17 protein-coding genes and 1 pseudogene are annotated in these 18,109 nt (G+C 65.3%); 15 read left to right on the forward strand and 3 right to left on the reverse strand.

Annotated elements, in window-relative coordinates; genetic code table 11:
* Positions 1-294: 294 nt before the first annotated feature.
* Entirely contained in the window at positions 295-1,599 is a 1,305-nt protein-coding gene (locus AWB81_RS18380) for an MFS transporter (RefSeq protein WP_062637929.1), read from the reverse strand.
* A gap of 308 nt (positions 1,600-1,907) precedes the next feature.
* Here AWB81_RS18380 and AWB81_RS18385 point away from each other — a divergent pair, with 308 nt between their 5' ends.
* Together AWB81_RS18385 and AWB81_RS18390 are read left to right on the forward strand one after the other, a co-directional pair.
* Positions 1,908-2,675: an SDR family oxidoreductase gene (locus AWB81_RS18385; protein ID WP_062637931.1), complete on the forward strand. Its 768-nt coding sequence runs from the start codon at positions 1,908-1,910 to the stop codon at positions 2,673-2,675.
* An 11-nt stretch (positions 2,676-2,686) separates the two neighbouring features.
* Positions 2,687-3,490 carry an enoyl-CoA hydratase/isomerase family protein gene (locus AWB81_RS18390; protein WP_062637933.1) on the forward strand — a complete coding sequence of 268 codons (804 nt, stop codon included), beginning with the start codon at positions 2,687-2,689 and terminating at the stop codon, positions 3,488-3,490.
* An 18-nt stretch (positions 3,491-3,508) separates the two neighbouring features.
* On the opposite strand, the gene gcvA is transcribed toward AWB81_RS18390, so the two are convergent.
* Positions 3,509-4,408 carry a transcriptional regulator GcvA gene (gcvA, locus tag AWB81_RS18395; protein ID WP_062637935.1) on the reverse strand — a complete coding sequence of 300 codons (900 nt, stop codon included), beginning with the start codon at positions 4,406-4,408 and terminating at the stop codon, positions 3,509-3,511.
* A gap of 211 nt (positions 4,409-4,619) precedes the next feature.
* On the opposite strand from gcvA, the gene AWB81_RS18400 reads away from it, so the two are divergent.
* From AWB81_RS18400 to AWB81_RS18410, 3 genes are all read left to right on the forward strand, one after another.
* Positions 4,620-6,602, forward strand: a complete 1,983-nt coding sequence (locus AWB81_RS18400) for a CaiB/BaiF CoA-transferase family protein (RefSeq protein ID WP_062637938.1) — start codon at positions 4,620-4,622, stop codon at positions 6,600-6,602.
* A gap of 56 nt (positions 6,603-6,658) precedes the next feature.
* Positions 6,659-7,504, forward strand: a complete 846-nt coding sequence (locus tag AWB81_RS18405) for an oxidoreductase (RefSeq protein WP_062637939.1) — start codon at positions 6,659-6,661, stop codon at positions 7,502-7,504.
* Positions 7,505-7,598: 94 nt separating this feature from the next.
* Positions 7,599-8,501 carry an IclR family transcriptional regulator gene (locus AWB81_RS18410; RefSeq protein ID WP_062637942.1) on the forward strand — a complete coding sequence of 301 codons (903 nt, stop codon included), beginning with the start codon at positions 7,599-7,601 and terminating at the stop codon, positions 8,499-8,501.
* Positions 8,502-8,515: 14 nt separating this feature from the next.
* Here the strand turns inward: AWB81_RS18410 and AWB81_RS18415 are convergent.
* A pseudogene (locus AWB81_RS18415) lies at positions 8,516-9,589 on the reverse strand (porin).
* 441 nt (positions 9,590-10,030) lie between these two features.
* Between AWB81_RS18415 and AWB81_RS18420 the strand changes: the two are divergent.
* From AWB81_RS18420 to AWB81_RS18465, 10 genes are read left to right on the forward strand one after another with little or no spacing between them, the layout of a single operon-like run.
* Complete coding sequence (locus tag AWB81_RS18420) at positions 10,031-10,348, forward strand: non-heme iron oxygenase ferredoxin subunit (RefSeq protein WP_062637943.1); 318 nt, start codon at positions 10,031-10,033, stop codon at positions 10,346-10,348.
* Between the two features lies 1 nt (position 10,349).
* Positions 10,350-10,661: a recombinase-like helix-turn-helix domain-containing protein gene (locus tag AWB81_RS18425; RefSeq protein ID WP_062637945.1), complete on the forward strand. Its 312-nt coding sequence runs from the start codon at positions 10,350-10,352 to the stop codon at positions 10,659-10,661.
* Between the two features lie 39 nt (positions 10,662-10,700).
* Positions 10,701-11,783, forward strand: a complete 1,083-nt coding sequence (locus AWB81_RS18430) for an aromatic ring-hydroxylating dioxygenase subunit alpha (protein ID WP_062637948.1) — start codon at positions 10,701-10,703, stop codon at positions 11,781-11,783.
* Complete coding sequence (locus tag AWB81_RS18435) at positions 11,776-12,531, forward strand: SDR family oxidoreductase (RefSeq protein ID WP_062637950.1); 756 nt, start codon at positions 11,776-11,778, stop codon at positions 12,529-12,531. The genes AWB81_RS18430 and AWB81_RS18435 overlap by 8 nt, the downstream gene beginning before the upstream one ends.
* A gap of 27 nt (positions 12,532-12,558) precedes the next feature.
* Positions 12,559-13,086 carry a cupin domain-containing protein gene (locus AWB81_RS18440; protein WP_062637951.1) on the forward strand — a complete coding sequence of 176 codons (528 nt, stop codon included), beginning with the start codon at positions 12,559-12,561 and terminating at the stop codon, positions 13,084-13,086.
* Between the two features lie 3 nt (positions 13,087-13,089).
* The gene (locus AWB81_RS18445) at positions 13,090-13,956 is read left to right on the forward strand and encodes an alpha/beta fold hydrolase (protein WP_062637953.1); all 867 of its coding nucleotides are present in this window, start codon (positions 13,090-13,092) and stop codon (positions 13,954-13,956) included.
* Positions 13,957-14,817, forward strand: a complete 861-nt coding sequence (locus tag AWB81_RS18450) for an IclR family transcriptional regulator (RefSeq protein WP_062637955.1) — start codon at positions 13,957-13,959, stop codon at positions 14,815-14,817.
* On the forward strand, positions 14,814-15,611 hold the full coding sequence (locus AWB81_RS18455; RefSeq protein ID WP_062637958.1) for an SDR family oxidoreductase: 798 nt from the start codon (positions 14,814-14,816) through the stop codon (positions 15,609-15,611). Before AWB81_RS18450 ends, AWB81_RS18455 begins: the two co-directional genes overlap by 4 nt.
* On the forward strand, positions 15,604-17,271 hold the full coding sequence (locus AWB81_RS18460; protein ID WP_062638070.1) for a thiamine pyrophosphate-binding protein: 1,668 nt from the start codon (positions 15,604-15,606) through the stop codon (positions 17,269-17,271). The genes AWB81_RS18455 and AWB81_RS18460 overlap by 8 nt, the downstream gene beginning before the upstream one ends.
* Entirely contained in the window at positions 17,264-18,091 is an 828-nt protein-coding gene (locus AWB81_RS18465; RefSeq protein ID WP_062637960.1) for an aspartate dehydrogenase, read from the forward strand. Before AWB81_RS18460 ends, AWB81_RS18465 begins: the two co-directional genes overlap by 8 nt.
* The last annotated feature ends 18 nt before the right edge of the window (positions 18,092-18,109 follow it).

Below are 18,109 nucleotides of genomic sequence, written 5' to 3' on the forward strand. Positions count from 1 at the left end.
CAGAAATCGCGCTTTATCATGCACTTGGAAAACTACCCGAGCCTCCGTCGACCCACAGTTTTTACTGACGAACCAAAGTTCTGTGAGGGCAACACTTAGGCGCTGGGCCAATCGCTATTGCCAGTGCGTTGCCGTCCTAAGACTGTTGCCTGAAAAAGCTGCTTTCTTTGGTTACTTTCTTTGCAGCAGCAAAGAAAGTAACTGCCGCCCCGCACAGGGGCGAGCTAATAGACCAAGGCAAAGCAAGTTCTATAGAAGCGTCAGGAACATCGGTCGGTGCAGCCCAGCTGCACCTTAATCGAGCGTCTTGCCGCGAGTCTCGGGCATCCGTGCATAGACCACAAAGCCGACCGCACACACCGCAGCGACATAGACCCACACGTACTGCGACAAGCCCGACGTCGACATGGCCGTCATGATGTAGGGCAGCGTGCCGCCGAACACCGCCGCCGATATCGCGTACGGCAACGCCACGCCGGTCGCGCGCACGTGCGCCGGGAACTGCTCGGCCATCACGGTCGCGCAGGTCGCCGCGAAGCCCGACGAGAGCAGCATGCCGATCGTGACGATGGCGGTCGCGGTCCAGAAGTCGCTGGAGAGGAAGTGCAGTGCAGGCCACGCGAAGAGCGCGGAGCCGCCCGCGAACACCAGCAGCACCGGCTTGCGTCCGATGCGGTCCGACAGCATCCCGATCAGCGGAATCGCAACGAGCGATGCGACGATCGAAATGACGCTAGCGCTGAACGCATCGCGCAATGCGATGCCCGTACGCAGGTGAGCGAAGGTCGGGAACAGCACGAGCCAGAGATAGACGCAGAGATTGCCAGCCATAGCGATGCCGATCACGCGCAGCGCTGCACGCCGGTGATCGCGCAGGATCACGAGCAACGGATGGCCGCCCTGCCGGTGCGACGCGGCAGTGCGCTTGAACGCATCGGTCTCGGCGACGGAGAGGCGCACCCACAGCGCGACGAAGCCCATCAGCCCGGCCACTGCGAACGCAATGCGCCAGCCCCAGCTCGCCATGTCCGGCGCGGCGATAGTCGAGGTCAGGATGTAGCCGATCAACGCGGCGACGAGCACGCCCGCATTCACGGCGAAGTGCTGCCATGAGCCGGCGAAACCACGCCGCGATGGCGCCGCCGATTCGATCAGGAACGTCGAGGCCGAGCCGAACTCGCCACCCGCTGCGAAACCCTGCACGAGCCGCGCGAGCACCAGGATCAGCGGCGCCGCGATGCCGATCGTCGCGTAGCCGGGACACATCGCGATGACGAGCGAGCTGCCCGCCATCAGCGCCACCGACAGCGCGAGGCCGTTCTTGCGGCCGTGCCGGTCCGCGTAGGCGCCAAGCAATGCACCGCCGATCGGCCGCATCACGAAGCCAACCGCGAACACGGCGAACGCGGAGAGCAGCGAGACACGGTCGTTGTGAGCGGGAAAGAAGTGGCGCGAGAAGAGGGACGCGAAGGTCGCGTAAATGATCCAGTCGGTGAATTCGACGATGGTGCCGAGCGTCGCCGCGACGATGGCTTTTCGCTGCGCTCGCGTGAGCGGTGTCGCCGATGCCTCGACGATGCCTTCAAGGGTGCTTTCCATTGCTGTCTCCGGTATGTGTTTGTCATGCATGAGGCGGTGTGCGTGCTCCGGCGCGAATACACGCGCAGATGAAGCGAAGCTCGTTGCATGAACGCATCGTAGGTAGGCACACGGCCCGCGCGCAAACGACTTTTTCTGCGTTCTCGATTGATTTTTTATGCGGTCATCGCGCGGCGCGTTCCTGCACTAGGGCGCGTTCCTTCGATTGAGCACAGGTCAATCGAACGCGTCGAAAAAGTCGTTTGAGCGGCGGGCAAGGGCGCCCTAGCATCGAAGCGTCCAAGTCATTCATTCCACCGGGAAACGCCATGAACACGTCCGAACAGCATCGTTCCGCCGAAGTCGCCATCGTCACAGGGGGCGCAAAAGGCATCGGCCTGGGCATCGCCGCGGCGCTCGCGCGCACGGGCCGCCGCATCGCACTGTTCGATCTGGACCGCGCGAGCCTCGACGAAGCCTGCAGCACGCTCGCCGCGGCGGGCAGCGAGGTCGTTGGCCTGGCGGTCGACGTGACGAAGAGCGACTCCGTCAATCAGGCGGTGGCGGCGGTCGTCGAGCGCTTTGGCCGCGCGGACCTGCTCGTGAACAACGCGGGGATCGTGCGCGACAAGCGCATCACGAAGATGAGCGACGAGGACTGGGAGGCCGTCATCGACGTGAACCTGAAATCGCAGTTCCTGTGCTGCCGCGCGGTGCTCGCACACATGAGCGAGGCGCGCTACGGGCGCATCGTGAACATCTCGTCGCGTGCGTGGCTCGGCGGCGCCGGGCAGTCGAACTATTCGGCGGCGAAGGGCGGCGTGGTGAGCCTCACGCGCAGCCTGGCGCTGGAATGGGCGAGCGCCGGCGTCACGGTCAACGCGATTGCGCCGGGCATCGTCGACACGCCGCTCTTTCGCGCATTCGACGACGCTCTTCAGGAGCGGCTCAAGAAATCCGTGCCGGTGCAGCGCATCGGCACGCCCGAGGACATCGCGCAGGCCGTGCTGTTCTTCGCGCAGCGGGAGGCGTCGTACATCACCGGGCAGACGCTCTATGTGTGCGGCGGCCGGTCGCTGTCCTCGGCAAGCGTTTGAGGGAGACGACGATGACCATCCACTACGCGGTATCGAATCACATTGCCACCATCGCGCTCGATCGTCCGGAAGCGCTCAACGCGCTCGATCTGGACAGCCTGCGCGAACTGCGCGCCGCACTCTCGGCGGCCCGCGACGATGACGACGTGCGCGTGATCGTGCTCACGGGCGCGGGACACAAGTCATTCTGCGTCGGCGCGGATCTGAAGAACACGCTGCCGCCCGCGACGAGCTTCAGTTCGTCGTTCGTCAAATCGATCGATCGCGCGGCGGCCGAGGGCGTCTATGTCCGGATGATGGACCTGAGTTCGCTGCGCATTTTCAAGCCGGTCATCGGCGCGATCAACGGCTATTGCCTCGGCGGCGGACTGGAACTGGCGCTGCAGTGCGACTTGCGGATCGCGTCGGGCAACGCGGTATTCGGATTGCCGGAGGCCGTCGTGGCGAGCATTCCGGCCGTGTGCGGTATTCAGGCGCTGCAGAAAGCCGTGCCTTCGGCCATCGCGATGAAGATGCTCCTCAGCGGCAGCAGGATCGACGCGGCCTACGCGGAGCGCATCGGTCTGATCTCCGACGTGACCGAGCCAGAAGCGCTGATGGACAAGGCGCTCGAACTGGCGGCGGCAATCGCGGCGAACGGCCCGCTCGCGGTGCAGATGATCAAGAAGATCGCGGAAACGAGCAGCAACGTGCCGCTCACGCAGGCGATCGAATTCACCGAGCTTGCCTGGGGTGCGATGCGCGAATCGGAAGACCGGGTCGAAGGACGCAAGGCGTTCGCGGAGAAGCGCAAGCCGCATTTCAAGGGGCGTTGAAGCGACCGGCGAAAAGCGTCACGAACGCTGGTCGCAGGTCGAGAGCAGCCAGGTGCGGAACGCCGCGAACTCGGGATTCGCGAGATGGGCGGGCGGATAGACGAGGTAGTAAGTGTACGTGCCCAGATCCAGGACGAAGGAAAAGGGCATCACGAGCGTGCCGGCCGCAAGCTGGTCGGCGACCAGCACGCGTTGCGCGATGGCGATGCCGTGTCCCTGCGTCGCGGCGAAATACGCGAGGATCGAGCTTTCGTAGCTTAGGCCAGAGAGCGGATTGACGCCGCGCACGCCCGCGGCATCGAGCCATTTCGCCCAGTCTTCGCGGCGCGCGAGCGAATGCAGCAGGGACACCTTGCGCAGGCTTTCGGGCGTCGCATCGTTGAGATCGGGATGGGCGCGCAGGAACTCGGGGCTGCACACCGGCACGAGTTCGTTCGGCACGAGCCGGTCCGCGCCCACATCGGACGAGGGCGCGTGCGAAAGCCGGATCGCGGCGTCGACGTGGTCCACGTTGAAGTCCACCGGTTGCAGCGAGGTCGTCAGGCTCACTTCGATGTCGGGATGATCGCGATGAAACGTCGAGAGCCGCGGCAGCAGCCAGTTCATGGAAAAGGTGGTGTAGGCGCGGATTTTCAGCGTGCGGCGGCGGCGCGCCTCGGTGAGATTGATGGTCGCGGTGCGCATCGTTTCGAAGCCGCGCACGATGTCCGTCAGATAGCGCTCGCCCATCGGCGTCAGCGTGATCGCCCGATGTCCGCGCTCGAAGAGCATAACGCCGAGCTGGTCCTCCAGCAACTTGATCTGCCGGCTGACGGCAGCGGGCGTGACGTTCAGCTCGTCAGCCGCGAGCTGAACGCTCAAGAGACGCCCGCAGACTTCGAAGGCGCGCAGCGCGTTGAGGGACGGGAGCGTTCGCATTCGAAAATGGTAGCACGGGCGTCGTGCGCCGCGACCGGGAAACGAACAGGATGCTCCGCCGGCGTCGCTTGAGCAAAACTCAATCGAGTGCCGAGGAAATGTCGTTTGTCCGGCGCTGCCTTGCGACGTATCGTTGATTCAAGGGTCGGGCGCAACGAGCAGCGTGAGTAACGCGAGCGTGGCGCATCCCGCGATACTCAAGGAGACGGCAATGCTGGACGGTGTGCGAATTCTCGCGTGGGGTGCACGCAGTGCGGTGAAACTGAGCGCGACGCTCTTCGAACGGTCCGGCGCCGAGGTCCACGTCACCGATGCAGCGCACATCGGCGATTTCGGCTACGACGCGATCGTCGTTTCATCGGATGTGGGCACGGCGGCGCAGCGAGGCGTCATCGCCGAACTGAAGGCGGCGGGTGAGCACGTGATCTGCGACATCACCGCGACCGGCGCACAAGGATCGCGCGCCGGCGTGCGCTGGTCCGATGCAGAGATTCAGGCGATGACCGGCCTCATGGACACGACCGGATTCGCAAGCGGCCAGCCGGTGCGCATCGGCGTGCCGTTCACGGAGATGTCGGCGGCGATGTATGCGTGCGCTGGGGTCGCATCGGCGATTCGCGTTGCGCGGCTGCGCGGCATCCGGCAGAACATCGACGTGACGCTGTTCGGCTGCGCGGCGAGCGCGCTGACCACGTTCCTGCCGGCCGCGTTCACGCAGGGCACGGCGGGACGCGTCGGCAACCGGCATCCGGCCTGCGCGCCCTGGAACGCCTACCGGACGCTCGACGGCTGGATACTCATCTGCACGAGCACCGAAGAGCAATGGCGCAAGATCAGGAGCGTCGCCGGCGTGCCGCAACTGGACGACGGGCGCTTCGCCACCCTTGCCGACCGGGTTCGCCATGTCGATGAACTCGACCGCCTGATCGAAGCATGGACCACGACGCTCACCACCGAAGCATGCACGCGTCTTTGCGAGCGAATCGGCGTGGCGGCCGGGCCGATCGTCGGCGTAGCGGACCTGTCGCGCGAGGCCAACTTTCGCCTGCGCCACGCGTTCGCGGCGAAGCAGATCGAGGCGCATGGCATCGGGCGCGACACCTATCGCGACGTTTCCGTGTTCCGGACGCAACCGCTGACGGCCGATGCAGCGGGCGCGCTTCCCGCTGTGTCGTCGAACGTCGAGCGTGACGACGATGCCGGACCGCTCGCCGGTGTAAAGGTCGTCGAGATCGGCCAGTACACGACGGCGCCGCTCGTCGGCAAGCATCTCGCCGCGCTCGGTGCTCAGGTCGTCAAGATCGAGCCCCCCGATGGCGAGATCGCGCGGGCGTGGGTGCCGGGTCAGGGCGGCACGAGCTATTTCTTCGCGCTCAACAACACGGACAAGCAGACCCTCTCGCTCGACCTCAGGCACGAGCGCGACCGCGCGTATCTGCGCACGCTGCTCGCCTCGGCGGACGTGCTCGTCGAAAACCTTCGGCCCGGCGCGGTTGCGAAGCTCGGCTTTGATCGCGCAGCGCTCGCTGCGATCAACCCGAAGCTGATCTATTGCTCCATCTCGGGCTTCGGCACCGAGTCTGCATATCCGGGCCGTCCCGCATTCGACACCGTGATCCAGGCGATGGGCGGACTCATGGACCTCACCCGCAGCGAGGGCGAGCCGGTGAAGCTCGGCGCATCCGGCGCGGACATTCTCGGCGGACAGGCCGCGCTCTTCGCCATCGTCGCGAGCCTCGTCGAGGCATCGCGTGAAGCGGGATCGTTCATAGAGATTTCGATGCAGGACGTCGCCGCGTGGTGTGCGCTCTTTGCGACGGGCAATCCGGAGCCGCAAGGCGTAGCCGTCGCATGCGCGGATGGTCACGTCTGGCTGGAATGCGACAGTCATCACGCACCAGAATCATTGAAGGCGCACGCGATGGAAGCGAAGTGCAGCGCTCTCACGAGACAGCGCGCCGTCGCGAGCCTGCGTGCAGCGGGGGTACGCGCGGTGGCGGTCGCGCGGGTGAACGAACTGGTCGAAGACGGCGACTTTCTCGCCGATGTGCTGAGCGTCGCACGCGATGCGAACGGTGCGTTCTGGCCCGTCCTCAAGGTTCCCTACCGGCTCTCGCGCACGCCCGCCCGGGTTCGCGCGGTGCCGGGCGCGCCCGAGTGCGTGTGCGCGCCGGCGGTTGTTACGCCGCAGTAGTTGCAGGCTCCTTTGCGGAGTCCCTTTCACTGACCGAACTGAAGGAGACATCGATCATGTCCCAATCGAATACTGGCAAGGTGTGGTTCATCACGGGTGCCTCGCGCGGCTTCGGCGCGCTCGTCGCAAAACAGGCGCTCGACCGGGGCGATCGCGTTGTCGCGACGGCGCGCAAGCCGCAGACAGTGACCGAGCGCCTCGGCGAACAGCCGAACCTGCTCGCGGTGAAACTCGACGTCACGAACGAGGCCGACGCGCAGCAGGCCGTGCAGCACGCGGTCGAGCGCTTCGGACGCATCGATGTGCTCGTCAACAACGCGGGCTATGGGTTGCTCGGCGCCGTCGAGGAATCGAGCGACAGCGAAGTGCGAGCGGTCTTCGGTACGAACGTGTTCGGTCTCTTGAACGTGACACGTGCCGTGCTGCCGCAGATGCGCGCGCAACGCAGCGGTCACGTGATCAACATTTCGTCGATCGGCGGCTATTCGTCGTATCAGGGCTGGGGCGTCTACGGCGCGACGAAGTTCGCCGTGGAAGGCCTGAGTGAAGCGCTGTCTCGCGAGCTGGCGCCACTCGGCATCTTCGCGACGGTTGTCGAGCCGGGCTTCTTCCGTACGGATTTCCTCAACGACAATTCGCTGGTCTCGACGAAACTGCATATCGACGACTACGCAGAAACCGTGGGCGCGATGCGGGATTTCGCGGCCGGTGCGAACCATCAGCAGCCGGGCGATCCGGCGCGGCTCGCGGCGGCGATGATGAAACTCGCCGACAGCCCGAAGCCGCCCGTGCGTCTGCCGCTCGGCACCGACACAATTGCGCGTATCGAGGAAAAGAACCGTTTTGTCGATGCCGAACTGAAGGCATGGCACGACGTCGCGATCTCTACCGATCACGCGTGAGCGGCACGGGACCGGTGGCCGGGGCGTCCGACGCCCACTCGCACGCTCCGCCGCGCTATGATTCGGCTAATCGATCCAACGCGACCAACTGGCCATGCCCAAGCAAGACAAGCAGCAAGAGGGGACCCGCATCACCGATTCGTCCGATGACGACGCGGGCGCGTCCGCATCGACCTACCTCGTGCCGGGGCTCGAACGCGGCTTGCGCATCCTCGCTGAATTCTCCGCGCGCGAGCCCGTGCTCGGCGCGCCGGAATTGTCGAAGCGTATCGGCATTCCGCGCACGACGACGTTTCGCCTGCTGCAGACGCTCGAAGCGCTCGGTTTTCTCGAACGCGTGAACGGCGACCGCAACTTCCGGCTGGGCGTCGCGGTGTTGCGGCTCGGCTTCGAATATCTGAGCTCGCTCGAACTCACCGACTTCGGCACGCCCGTGCTCCAACGCCTGCGCGCTGTAACCGGCCTCACCACGCATCTGCTGATCCGCGATCAACGCGATGTCGTGTTCGTCGCGAAGGCGCAGAGTCACGAGCCGATGTTCAGCTCGGTGAAGGTTCACGTCGGCACTCGGCTGCCCGCGCACGCGACGGTGCACGGCCATGTGCTGATGGGCGACCTCACGCTCGACGCGCTGCGCCAGCTTTATCCCGAAGGCAAGCTCGAACAGTTCACCGAGCGCACGCCATCGACGGTCGAGGAACTGGATCTGCGCGTGCGCGAATGCGCGGCGGCTGGCTTCGGACTGAGCGAGGCATCGTTCGAACGCGGTATCTCCGTCGTGACCGCGCCGGTGCGCGACGGCGCGGGCGCGATCGTCGCGGCGATCACGGCGACCGTGCCGCGTTCCGAGATCGGCGCGACGGAGGACGAGAAAAACCGGCTGATCGAAGCGGTGTGCGGCGCGGCGATCGAACTCTCGGCGCGCCTCAATCATCGCCCGGACGCCGACGATCCGACCGCCCGCCTCGCGCGCCGTCACGCGGCCGCCGCGCACTAAAGCCCGGCCCCCGCTCAGAACGAGTGGTGGATGCCCGCGAGCACGATCACCTGATTGGCCGTGCTCGACACCCCGGCCGTGAAGAACGCGCCCTTCGCGCCCGAGCTGCCGTGCTCGTAGAGCGCGTTCACATAGAGCTGCGTCGACTTCGAGAGCAGGTAGATATCGCCGATCTCGAACTGCGTCCAGCGCTTGCCTTCGAGGGTTGTCGTGGCCGCGCCGCCCGCAATCCAGTTCGTCGGGATCACCTTCCAGGTCGCGCCGACGTCTTAGCTCTGGAACGTATCGGAGAAGCCGTTCGATTCGAGCTTCACACGCGTATAGAGCCCATGCACGAGCACGTTGCCGATCTCGTATGAGAGGCCTGCGCCCATGTTCTGCAGCTTGTCGGCGACGTAGGTCGCGGCCGGCTGGCCCTGGAACGTGGTGATGCCGGTCGTCGCGATCGCCGGCGTGCGGTTGTGCTCGTTGGAATAGGTCGCGGCCGCCCTGAATGGACCATTCGCATAGCTCACACCGAAGCCGAGCGTCTTGCCGAACGAAAAGTTCGTCGTGTTGCCGAGTCCCATCATCGCGCCGAACGTGAACCCGCCGAAGCTCGCCGAACGGAACTTGGCGGAGTTGTCGTAGGGCACGACGCCGGTGTCCGCCAGCGCGTCGATGTTGCCCGGGTGGAACGCGTACCAGCTCGCGGCCTGATAGGCCGTCGATAGCGGACCGAGCATGTCGAAGCTAAAGGGCGTCTGATGGCCGAAGGTCACCGTGCCGATATCGTCGTGGCTCAGGCCCACGTACGCCTGCCGGTTCCATAGCACGCCGCTCTTCGCCATCATGCCGGTGTTCGTATAGAACCCGTTCTCCAGTTGCGCGACGGTCTTCAGCTTCCCGCCCAGATCCTCAACGATCCGCAGACCCCAGCGGTCGGGCTGCATGTTGCCCTGTTCCTCGATCCACTTCGGATGGCCGCCCGCGTTGTTGATGTACGCGATGCCGGCATCCAGACTGCCGTACAGCGTCACGCTGCTTTGCGCCCACGCGCCCGATGCGACTGCGGCTCCGATCAGCCCGGCTGCAATGATGTGCTTCACCCTTCGCTCTCCTAACCGTGTGGTACATGAGCGGGACCGTTTCCCGCCGCTGTCTTGCTCTTCTGTTCGCTTGCCGGGACCACTTCCGTCCGCAGCGGCAGTCGTCTCTTCGTCTGTTCCATATATGGATCGACGTACTGCCTATGGAAAAGTATAGTGAGTTTGCAGCAGGAAAAAATAAAGTTTTGAGACGGGAAAACGGGAGGCCTTGAGGCCTGCGGTGGGCGCGCAATATGCGTCACTGCCTTATTGGTAAAGCCTTTGGGTGCACTTTGCCGGTACCTGTTGGTGTCGATGGCGGACATTTTTGGGACGTCGCGTCGGTGTTTTCACCTATCGGGCAAGTTTTTATTTTCTCCCGGCAAAACGGCTCCTATAATGACCATACATAAACTATCGTTCCTTATGTGGAACATAGTCGAACCAGAGAAAGGGTGAAAGATGTCTGAACAATGGCGCTGCGCCGGACATGCCGGTGACCTGTCGGAAGACGCTCCGATCGAGTTCAAGCTCGGTGACGGAGTGGAAGTCGGGATCTACAAGGTGGGCGACGAGGTATATGGGCTCGAGAACGTCTGTCCGCACGCGTATGCGCTGCTGACGCAGGGCTTCGTCGATGGCGACACGGTCGAGTGCCCGCTGCACGAAGCCGTGTTCCACATCCCGACAGGCAAATGCCTGAAAGAGCCCGGTGGCCGCGACCTGAAGATGTATTCGGTGCGGCTCGCCGGTGAAGAAATCCAGATCAAGGTGGAATGACATGAGAGAGGTCGTCGTGAACTTCAATCCCTTCCTCAAGCCGTGGCTCGCGCCGCAGCCGAACAACGTCGCCGGCAAGGGCGTGATCGAGAAGCCGGGCGAAACCGAAAACTTCATCTGGCAGACGCGCCGTGCCGAGCCGACGCAGTACGAGAACGACTTCGGCGATGCGCTCGAACAGGTGTTCGAAGCGGGCGCGCTGGAGCTGGAGCAGGTCGTCGAAGGCCTGAACCGCATCGGCTTTCGCACGCCCGAGGGCAGCGCGTGGACGTCCGACCGGCTCGCGACGGAACTGCGCACGCTTGCCGAATGAACGCGGCCACATCAACGAAAACGCATTCGGAGTTTGTTCATGACGTCCCCCACTATGAATACCGCCCCGGCCGATGAAGTGCAGGCCTATCTCGACCGCGGTCTGCGCAACTACTGGTATCCCGTCGCGCCGAGCTGGCAGGTCGCGAATGCGCCGATCGGCCTGACGCGTCTGGGCGACCAGATCGTGCTGTGGCGCGATCAGGAAGGCAAAGTCCACGCGCTCGAAGACCGCTGCCCGCATCGCGGCGCGCGCCTGTCGCTCGGCTGGAATCTCGGCGGCAGCGTCGCATGCTGGTATCACGGCATCGAAGTCGATGGCAGCGGTACCGTGCAGAAAGTGCCGGCGGTGTCGGCCTGTCCGCTCGAAGGGCAGAAGTGCGTGAAGTCGTATCCGGTCGAAGAGCGCGCGGGCGCGATCTTCCTCTGGTTCGGCGACGACGCGAACAAGGAACCGGCGCCGCTCGTGCTGCCGGTAGAACTCGCCGGCGACGAATACGCGAGCTTTCTCTGCATGTCGCACTGGAAGTGCAATTACCAGTACGCGATCGACAACGTGATGGACCCGATGCACGGCGCGTATCTGCATGCCACCTCGCATTCGATGGCAGAAGGCGACAAGCAGGCCGACATGCGAGTGCGCAAGACCGATACGGGTCTGATGTTCGAAAAGGTCGGCCAGCGCGACGTCAACTTCGACTGGGTCGAACTGGGCGAGACAGGGTGCCTCTGGATGCGCCTCGCGATTCCGTACAAGAAGAAGTTTGGTCCGGGCGGCAACTTCGGGATCATCGGCTTTGCGGTTCCCGTCGATGAAGACAACTGCCAGGTCTACTTCTGGCGCACGCGCAAGGTTTCGGGCTGGCAGCGCGATGCATGGCGCTTCATGTACCGCAACCGGCTGGAAGGCCTGCACTGGGCCGTGCTCGAACAGGACCGCTACGTTCTGGAAAGCATGGCGCCGCATGCGCGCGATCACGAATTCCTCTATCAGCACGACGTCGGCATGACGCGCGTGCGCCGCATGCTCAAGCAGCGCGGCCAGCAGCATCTCGCGGCGCTGGCAGCGCACCGAGAGGAACAAGCCAGGGCCAAGGCGCAAGCGGAGCAATCCCATGCATGACGCGCTTGCAGGCCGACGCGTATTTGTGACGGGCGGGGCGCGCGGACTCGGCGTCGCGTTCGTGACGACGTTAGCCGGGCGCGGCGCGAAGGTCGCATTCGGCGACGTGCTCGAAGCCGAAGGCCGCGCGCTTGCCGCGACGCTCACCGAAGCGGGCCATGCCGCGCATTTCATCCCGCTCGATCTCGCCGATCCGGCCAGCATCGAAGCGTGCATCGCGATGAGCGTGGAGAAGCTCGGCGGCCTCGACGGGCTCATCAACAACGCGGCGATCACCAACTCGGGCGGCAAGTTCGCCGACGAGCTGACCACCGAAACGTGGGACGCCGTGATGAACGTGAACGTGCGCGGCACCTGGCTCGCGAGCACGGCGGCCATGCCGCATCTGCGCGACTCGGGGCGCGGCGCGATCGTCAACATCGCCTCCGATACCGCTTTGTGGGGCGCACCGAAGCTGCTCGCCTACGTGGCGAGCAAGGGTGCGGTGATCGCGATGACGCGTTCGCTCGCGCGCGAGTTCGGCGCGTACGGCGTGACGGTCAATGCGATCGCGCCCGGCCTCACCGAAGTGGAAGCGACGGCGTATGTCCCGGCCGAGCGCCACGAGTACTACCTGAAGGGCCGCGCGCTCAACCGCGCGCAGGTTCCCGACGACGTGAACGGCCCGGTGCTGTTCCTGTTGTCCGATGCGGCGCGCTTCGTGACCGGCCAGTTGTTGCCGGTCAACGGCGGCTTCGTGATGAATTGAATTTGTCTGGCTGACTAGGAGAAACAGATGGCGGATGCAGATATCGAACGCAAGTCGTGGGATCAACCCGCAGGCGCGAGCTTCGCGCAGTGGATGGAATCGCGCGTCGCGCGGCTCGAAACCCGCAAGTACGACTGGGACGCACTGAAGTTCCAGGCCGACTACGATCCGAAATATCGCCGCGCGCAGATGCGCTATGTCGGCACGGGCGGCACCGGCGTCGCGAAGGATGTGAACACGGTCCCGGCCGGCGGCTTCACGTTCTCGACGATGGTCATCCCCGCCGGCAACATCGGCCCGAGCCACATCCACATGGATGTCGAAGAGATCTTCTTCGTGATTCGCGGAAAGATGAAGGTGATCCTCGAGAAAGACGGCGACACGTGGGAGACGATCGTCGGCGAGCGCGACCTGATTTCCGTGCCGCCGGGCGTGTATCGCACGGAAGTGAACATCGGCGAGGAAGACGCGCTGATGTGCGTGATGCTCGGCGCACCGAAGCCGGTCACGCCGACGTATCCGCCCGATTCGCCCCTCGCCAGGCTCAAGCGCTAAGCCATGTCCACGCCTACGCTCACTCACGCCGACGCGCTCGCCTCGTTCCCCGAAGCGCGCATCGACACTGCGCATCGCACGATCGGTTATCGCGAGGCAGGTGCAGCGCATCTGCGCACCATGCCGGTCGTGCTGCTGCACGGGATCGGGTCAACCGCGGCTTCGTGGGTGCGGCAGATGGAATCGCTCGGCGCGACACGGCGCGTGCTCGCATGGGACGCGCCGGGGTATGGCGCATCGAGTCCGGTCGAACCGGTGTCGCCGGCTGCATCGGACTACGCGGCAGCGCTCGTCGACTGGCTCGATGCGCTCGATCTCGAACGCTGCTTGATCGTCGGGCATTCGCTCGGCGCAATCGTCGCGGGCGCGTTCGCGGCGGAGCATGCATCGCGCGTCGCGGGCCTGATGCTCGTGTCGCCGGCGGGCGGATACGGCGCGGCATCGATCGAGGTGCGCGAAGAGAAGCGCGATGCACGTCTCGCGATGCTTGCCGAACTCGGTCCGCGAGGACTCGCGGATAAGCGCAGCGCCAACATGCTCTCGGCGCACGCAAGCGAAGATGCCCGAGCCTGGGTGCGCTGGAACATGGCGCGCATCGTCCCGGCCGGCTACGCGCAGGCGACCCATCTGCTAGCGAACGCGGATCTCGCGTCGGACCTGGCGCGCTATCGCGGACGCATCGCGGTGGCCGTCGGCGCCGACGACACGATCACGCCGCCCGCCGCGTGCGAGCGCATTGCAGAAGCCGCGCGTGTGAGCCTGCGGGTGATCCCGCATGCGGGACACGCGGGCTACGTCGAATCACCCGCCGCCTACACGACGCTGATCGAAGCGTTCTGCCGGGCGAGCGGAGCACCACGGAGCATTTGAATGACACCCGACACGATCAGCGCGACATCCGACGATGCCGATAAAGCCGACACGAACTACATGGTGCCGGGCCTCGAACGCGGTCTGAAAATCCTGACCGAGTTTTCGCCGCGCGAGCCGGTGCTCGGCGCGCCCGAGTTGTCGAAGCGCCTGAAGATTCCTCGCACGACGGTGTTTCGCCTCTTGCAGACGCTCGAATCGCTGGGCTTTCTGGAGCGCGCCGACAAGGACCGCAATTACCGGCTCGGCGTCGCGGTGCTGCGGCTCGGCTTCGAGTACCTGAGTTCGCTGGAACTCACCGACCTTGGGCTGCCAATCATCGAAGGACTGCGCGATTCGACCGGACTCACGAGCCACATTCTGATTCGTGATGGCCGCGATGTCGTATTCGTCGCGAAGGCGCAGAGCCACGCGCCGATCTTCAGTTCGGTGAAGGTGAACGTCGGCACGCGCCTGCCCGCGCATGCGACGACTCACGGCCACGTGCTGATGGGCGATCTCACGCTCGATGAACTTCGCGCGTTGTATCCCGAGAAGCCTCTGGAACGCTTCACGAAGCTCACGCCGGAAACGGTCGAGGAACTCTACGAGCGCGTGCGCGAGGACGCCGAGCGTGGCTATGCGATCAGCCAGTCGTCGTTCGAACGTGGCATTTCGGTCGTCACGGCGCCGGTGCGCAACGACACGGGACGCATCGTCGCCGTCATCACGACGACGATCCCGCGCCCCGAGATCGACGCGACGCTCTTCGACAGCGGTCTCGTCGACAAGGTGCGCCATGCGGCGGCCGAACTCTCGCGGCGCCTGAACTACCGGCCCGCCGCGGAAAGCAAATACATGAAGTCCTTGGGGTTGCAATGATCCAGATCGATCTCTCAGGCCAGATGGCGGTGGTGACGGGCGGCTCGTCCGGCATCGGTCTCGCAACGGCCGAACTGTTTCTGCGCGCGGGCGCATCGGTCGCGATATGCGGTCGCGACGCGGGACGGCTCGAAGCGGCAGAGGCCGCGCTGAAGGCGAAGTTTCCAGAGGCGCAACTGCTCGCCGCGCGCTGCGACGTGCTCGATGCCGACGATGTCGCCGCATTTGCCGCGCAGGTGCAGAAGCGCTTTGGCCGCACCGACATGCTGGTGAACAACGCAGGCCAGGGCCGCGTCTCGACCTTCGCCGATACCACCGACGACGCCTGGCGCGAGGAACTGGAGCTGAAGTACTTCAGCGTCATCCGCCCGACGCGCGCATTCCTGCCGATGCTGCGCGAATCGCAAACGCCGTCGATCGTCTGCGTGAATTCGCTGCTTGCGTTGCAGCCCGAGCCGCACATGGTCGCGACCTCGTCGGCGCGCGCGGGCACGCTGAGCCTAGTGAAGTCGCTGGCGGTGGAACTCGCGCCCGAGCGCATCCGCGTGAACTCGATTCTGATCGGCATCGTCGAGTCGGGGCAATGGCGGCGGCGCTTCGAGACGCAGGCGGCGCCCGGCCAGAGCTGGGAAGACTGGACCAGCGAACTCGCACGCAAGAAAAACATTCCGCTCGGCCGCTTCGGACGTCCCGAAGAAGCGGCGCAGGCGCTTTTTTATCTGGCCACGAGCCTGTCGTCCTACACGACCGGCAGCCATATCGATGTCTCTGGAGGCGTTGCTCGACATGTCTAACACCACCACCGTCGGCGAACTGATCGCCGCCTTCCTCGAACAATGCGGCGTGCGCACGGCGTTCGGCGTGATCTCGATCCACAACATGCCGATCCTCGACGCGATCGGCCGGCGCGGCAACATCCGCTATGTCGGCGCGCGCGGCGAAGCGGGCGCGCTCAACATGGCCGACGGCCTCGCCCGTGTCTCGGGCGGTCTCGGCGTCGCGTTCACGTCGACGGGCACGGCCGCGGGCAACGCGGCAGGCGCGATGGTCGAGGCACTGACCGCCGGCACCGCGCTCCTGCACGTCACCGGGCAGATCGAAACCGAATACCTCGATCAGGACCTCGCCTACATCCACGAAGCGCCGGATCAACTGTCGATGCTCTCGTCGATATCGAAGGCCGCGTTCCGCGTGCGCTCGGTCGAGACCGCGCTGCCGACGATCCGCGAAGCCGTGCGCGCTGCGCAAGCCGCGCCGAGCGGTCCGGTGAGCGTCGAGATTCCGATCGACATTCAGGCGGCGCAAATCGAATGGCCCGCCGATCTGGCCGCGCCGCACGTCACGCGCCTCACGCACGACAGCGCGCGCATCGAGCAGCTTGCCGAAGCGTTGGCGCGTGCGAAGCGGCCGCTCCTGTGGCTTGGCGGCGGCACGCGTCATGCGCGTTCGGCGGTCGAGCGGCTCGTCGCGCTCGGCTTCGGCGTGGTGACGAGCGTGCAGGGACGCGGCGTGCTGCCGGAAGACCATCCGGCGACGCTCGGCGCGTTCAACGTGCATCCGTCGGTGGAAAGCTTCTACAAGACCTGCGATGCGATGCTCGTGGTCGGCTCGCGTTTGCGCGGCAACGAGACGCTGAAGTACAAGCTCGCGCTGCCGCAGCCTTTGTATCGCATCGACGCCGACGCTCTCGCGGACAGCCGCGGCTATCGCAACGAACTCTTCGTGCATGGCGACGCGGCATCGGCCCTCGATGAACTTGCGACGCGCCTCGAAGGGCGCCTGAAGGTCGACCCGAAGTTCGCGGGCGATCTCGCCGCAGCGCGCGAGACGGCCGGCGCCGATGTCGCGAAGGGACTCGGGCCGTACAAGCGCCTCGTCGAAGCGCTGCAGCGCGCGGTGGGCCGCGACTACAACTGGGTGCGTGACGTCACGATTTCGAACAGCACGTGGGGCAATCGCCTGCTGAAGGTGTTCCAGCCGCGCGCGGGCGTGCATGCGCTCGGCGGCGGCATCGGGCAGGGCATGCAGATGGCGATTGGCGCGGCGCTCGCGCATTCGGCTGCGAAGACCGTATGTCTCGTCGGCGATGGCGGGTTGATGGTGAACGTCGGCGAACTCGTCACCGCCGTGCAGGAAAAGGCCAACGTGATGATCGTGCTGATGAACGATCAATGCTACGGCGTGATCCGCAACATTCAGGACGCGCAATATGGCGGCCGCCGCATGTTCGTCGACCTGCACCAGCCGGATTTCGCGCAGTTCTGCGCAAGCTTCGGCCTTGCGCACCGGCGCATCGCGTCGCTCGATCACGCCGACGACATCATCCGCGAAGGTCTCGCGGTGGATGGCCCGGTGCTCGTCGAAGTGGACATGCTGTCGGTCGGCTCGTTCGCGACCGCGTTCGCCGGTCCGCCCGTCAAGAAGGAAGAACCGAAGGAGCCGGAATATGCATAACGGACAGCATCGGCCGCATGCGGCGATCGACGTCGCAATGATCGGCTTCGGCGCGATCGGCTCGGCGGTGTATCGCGCGGTCGCGGCCGATCCGCAGGTTCACGTCTCGCATGTGATCGTGCCGGAGCGCTACATGGCGCAGGTGCGCGCGACTGTCGGCGCGGAAGTGGACGTCGTGTCGTCGGTGGCGGCGCTGTCGAGCCATCCGCAGTTCGCGCTCGAATGCGCGGGCCACAGTGCGCTCGTCGATCACGTTGTGCCGCTCCTCAAGTCGGGCACCGACTGCGCGGTGGCATCCATCGGCGCGCTCTCCGACATGAGCCTGCTCGACGCGCTCTCGAACGCAGCGGGCGAAGGCGCGGCCACGCTCACGCTGCTGTCGGGCGCGATCGGCGGTGTCGACGCGCTTGCCGCAGCGAAAGAAGGCGGCCTGGACGAAGTGCTGTACACGGGCCGAAAGCCGCCGACCGGCTGGCTCGGCACGCCTGCGGAAGACGTGTGCGACCTGCGCGCGCTGACCGAAGCGCGCGTGATCTTCGAAGGCAGTGCGCGCGATGCGGCACGGCTCTATCCGAAGAACGCCAACGTCGCGGCGACCATCGCGCTCGCGGGCCTCGGCCTCGATGAAACCATCGTGCGCCTGATCGCCGACCCGGCTGTCGAGCGCAACGTGCACCGGATCGTCGCGCGCGGCGCGTTCGGCGAGATGTCGCTGGAAATGAGCGGCAAGCCGTTGCCCGACAACCCGAAGACCTCCGCATTGACCGCGTTCAGCGCGATCCGGGCGCTGCGCAATCGCGCCGCGCGCTGCGTGATCTGAACCAAGCTGAGCATTGAA

This window comes from Caballeronia arationis (genome assembly GCF_001544975.2).
GTDB classification, from domain to species: Bacteria; Pseudomonadota; Gammaproteobacteria; order Burkholderiales; family Burkholderiaceae; genus Caballeronia; species Caballeronia arationis.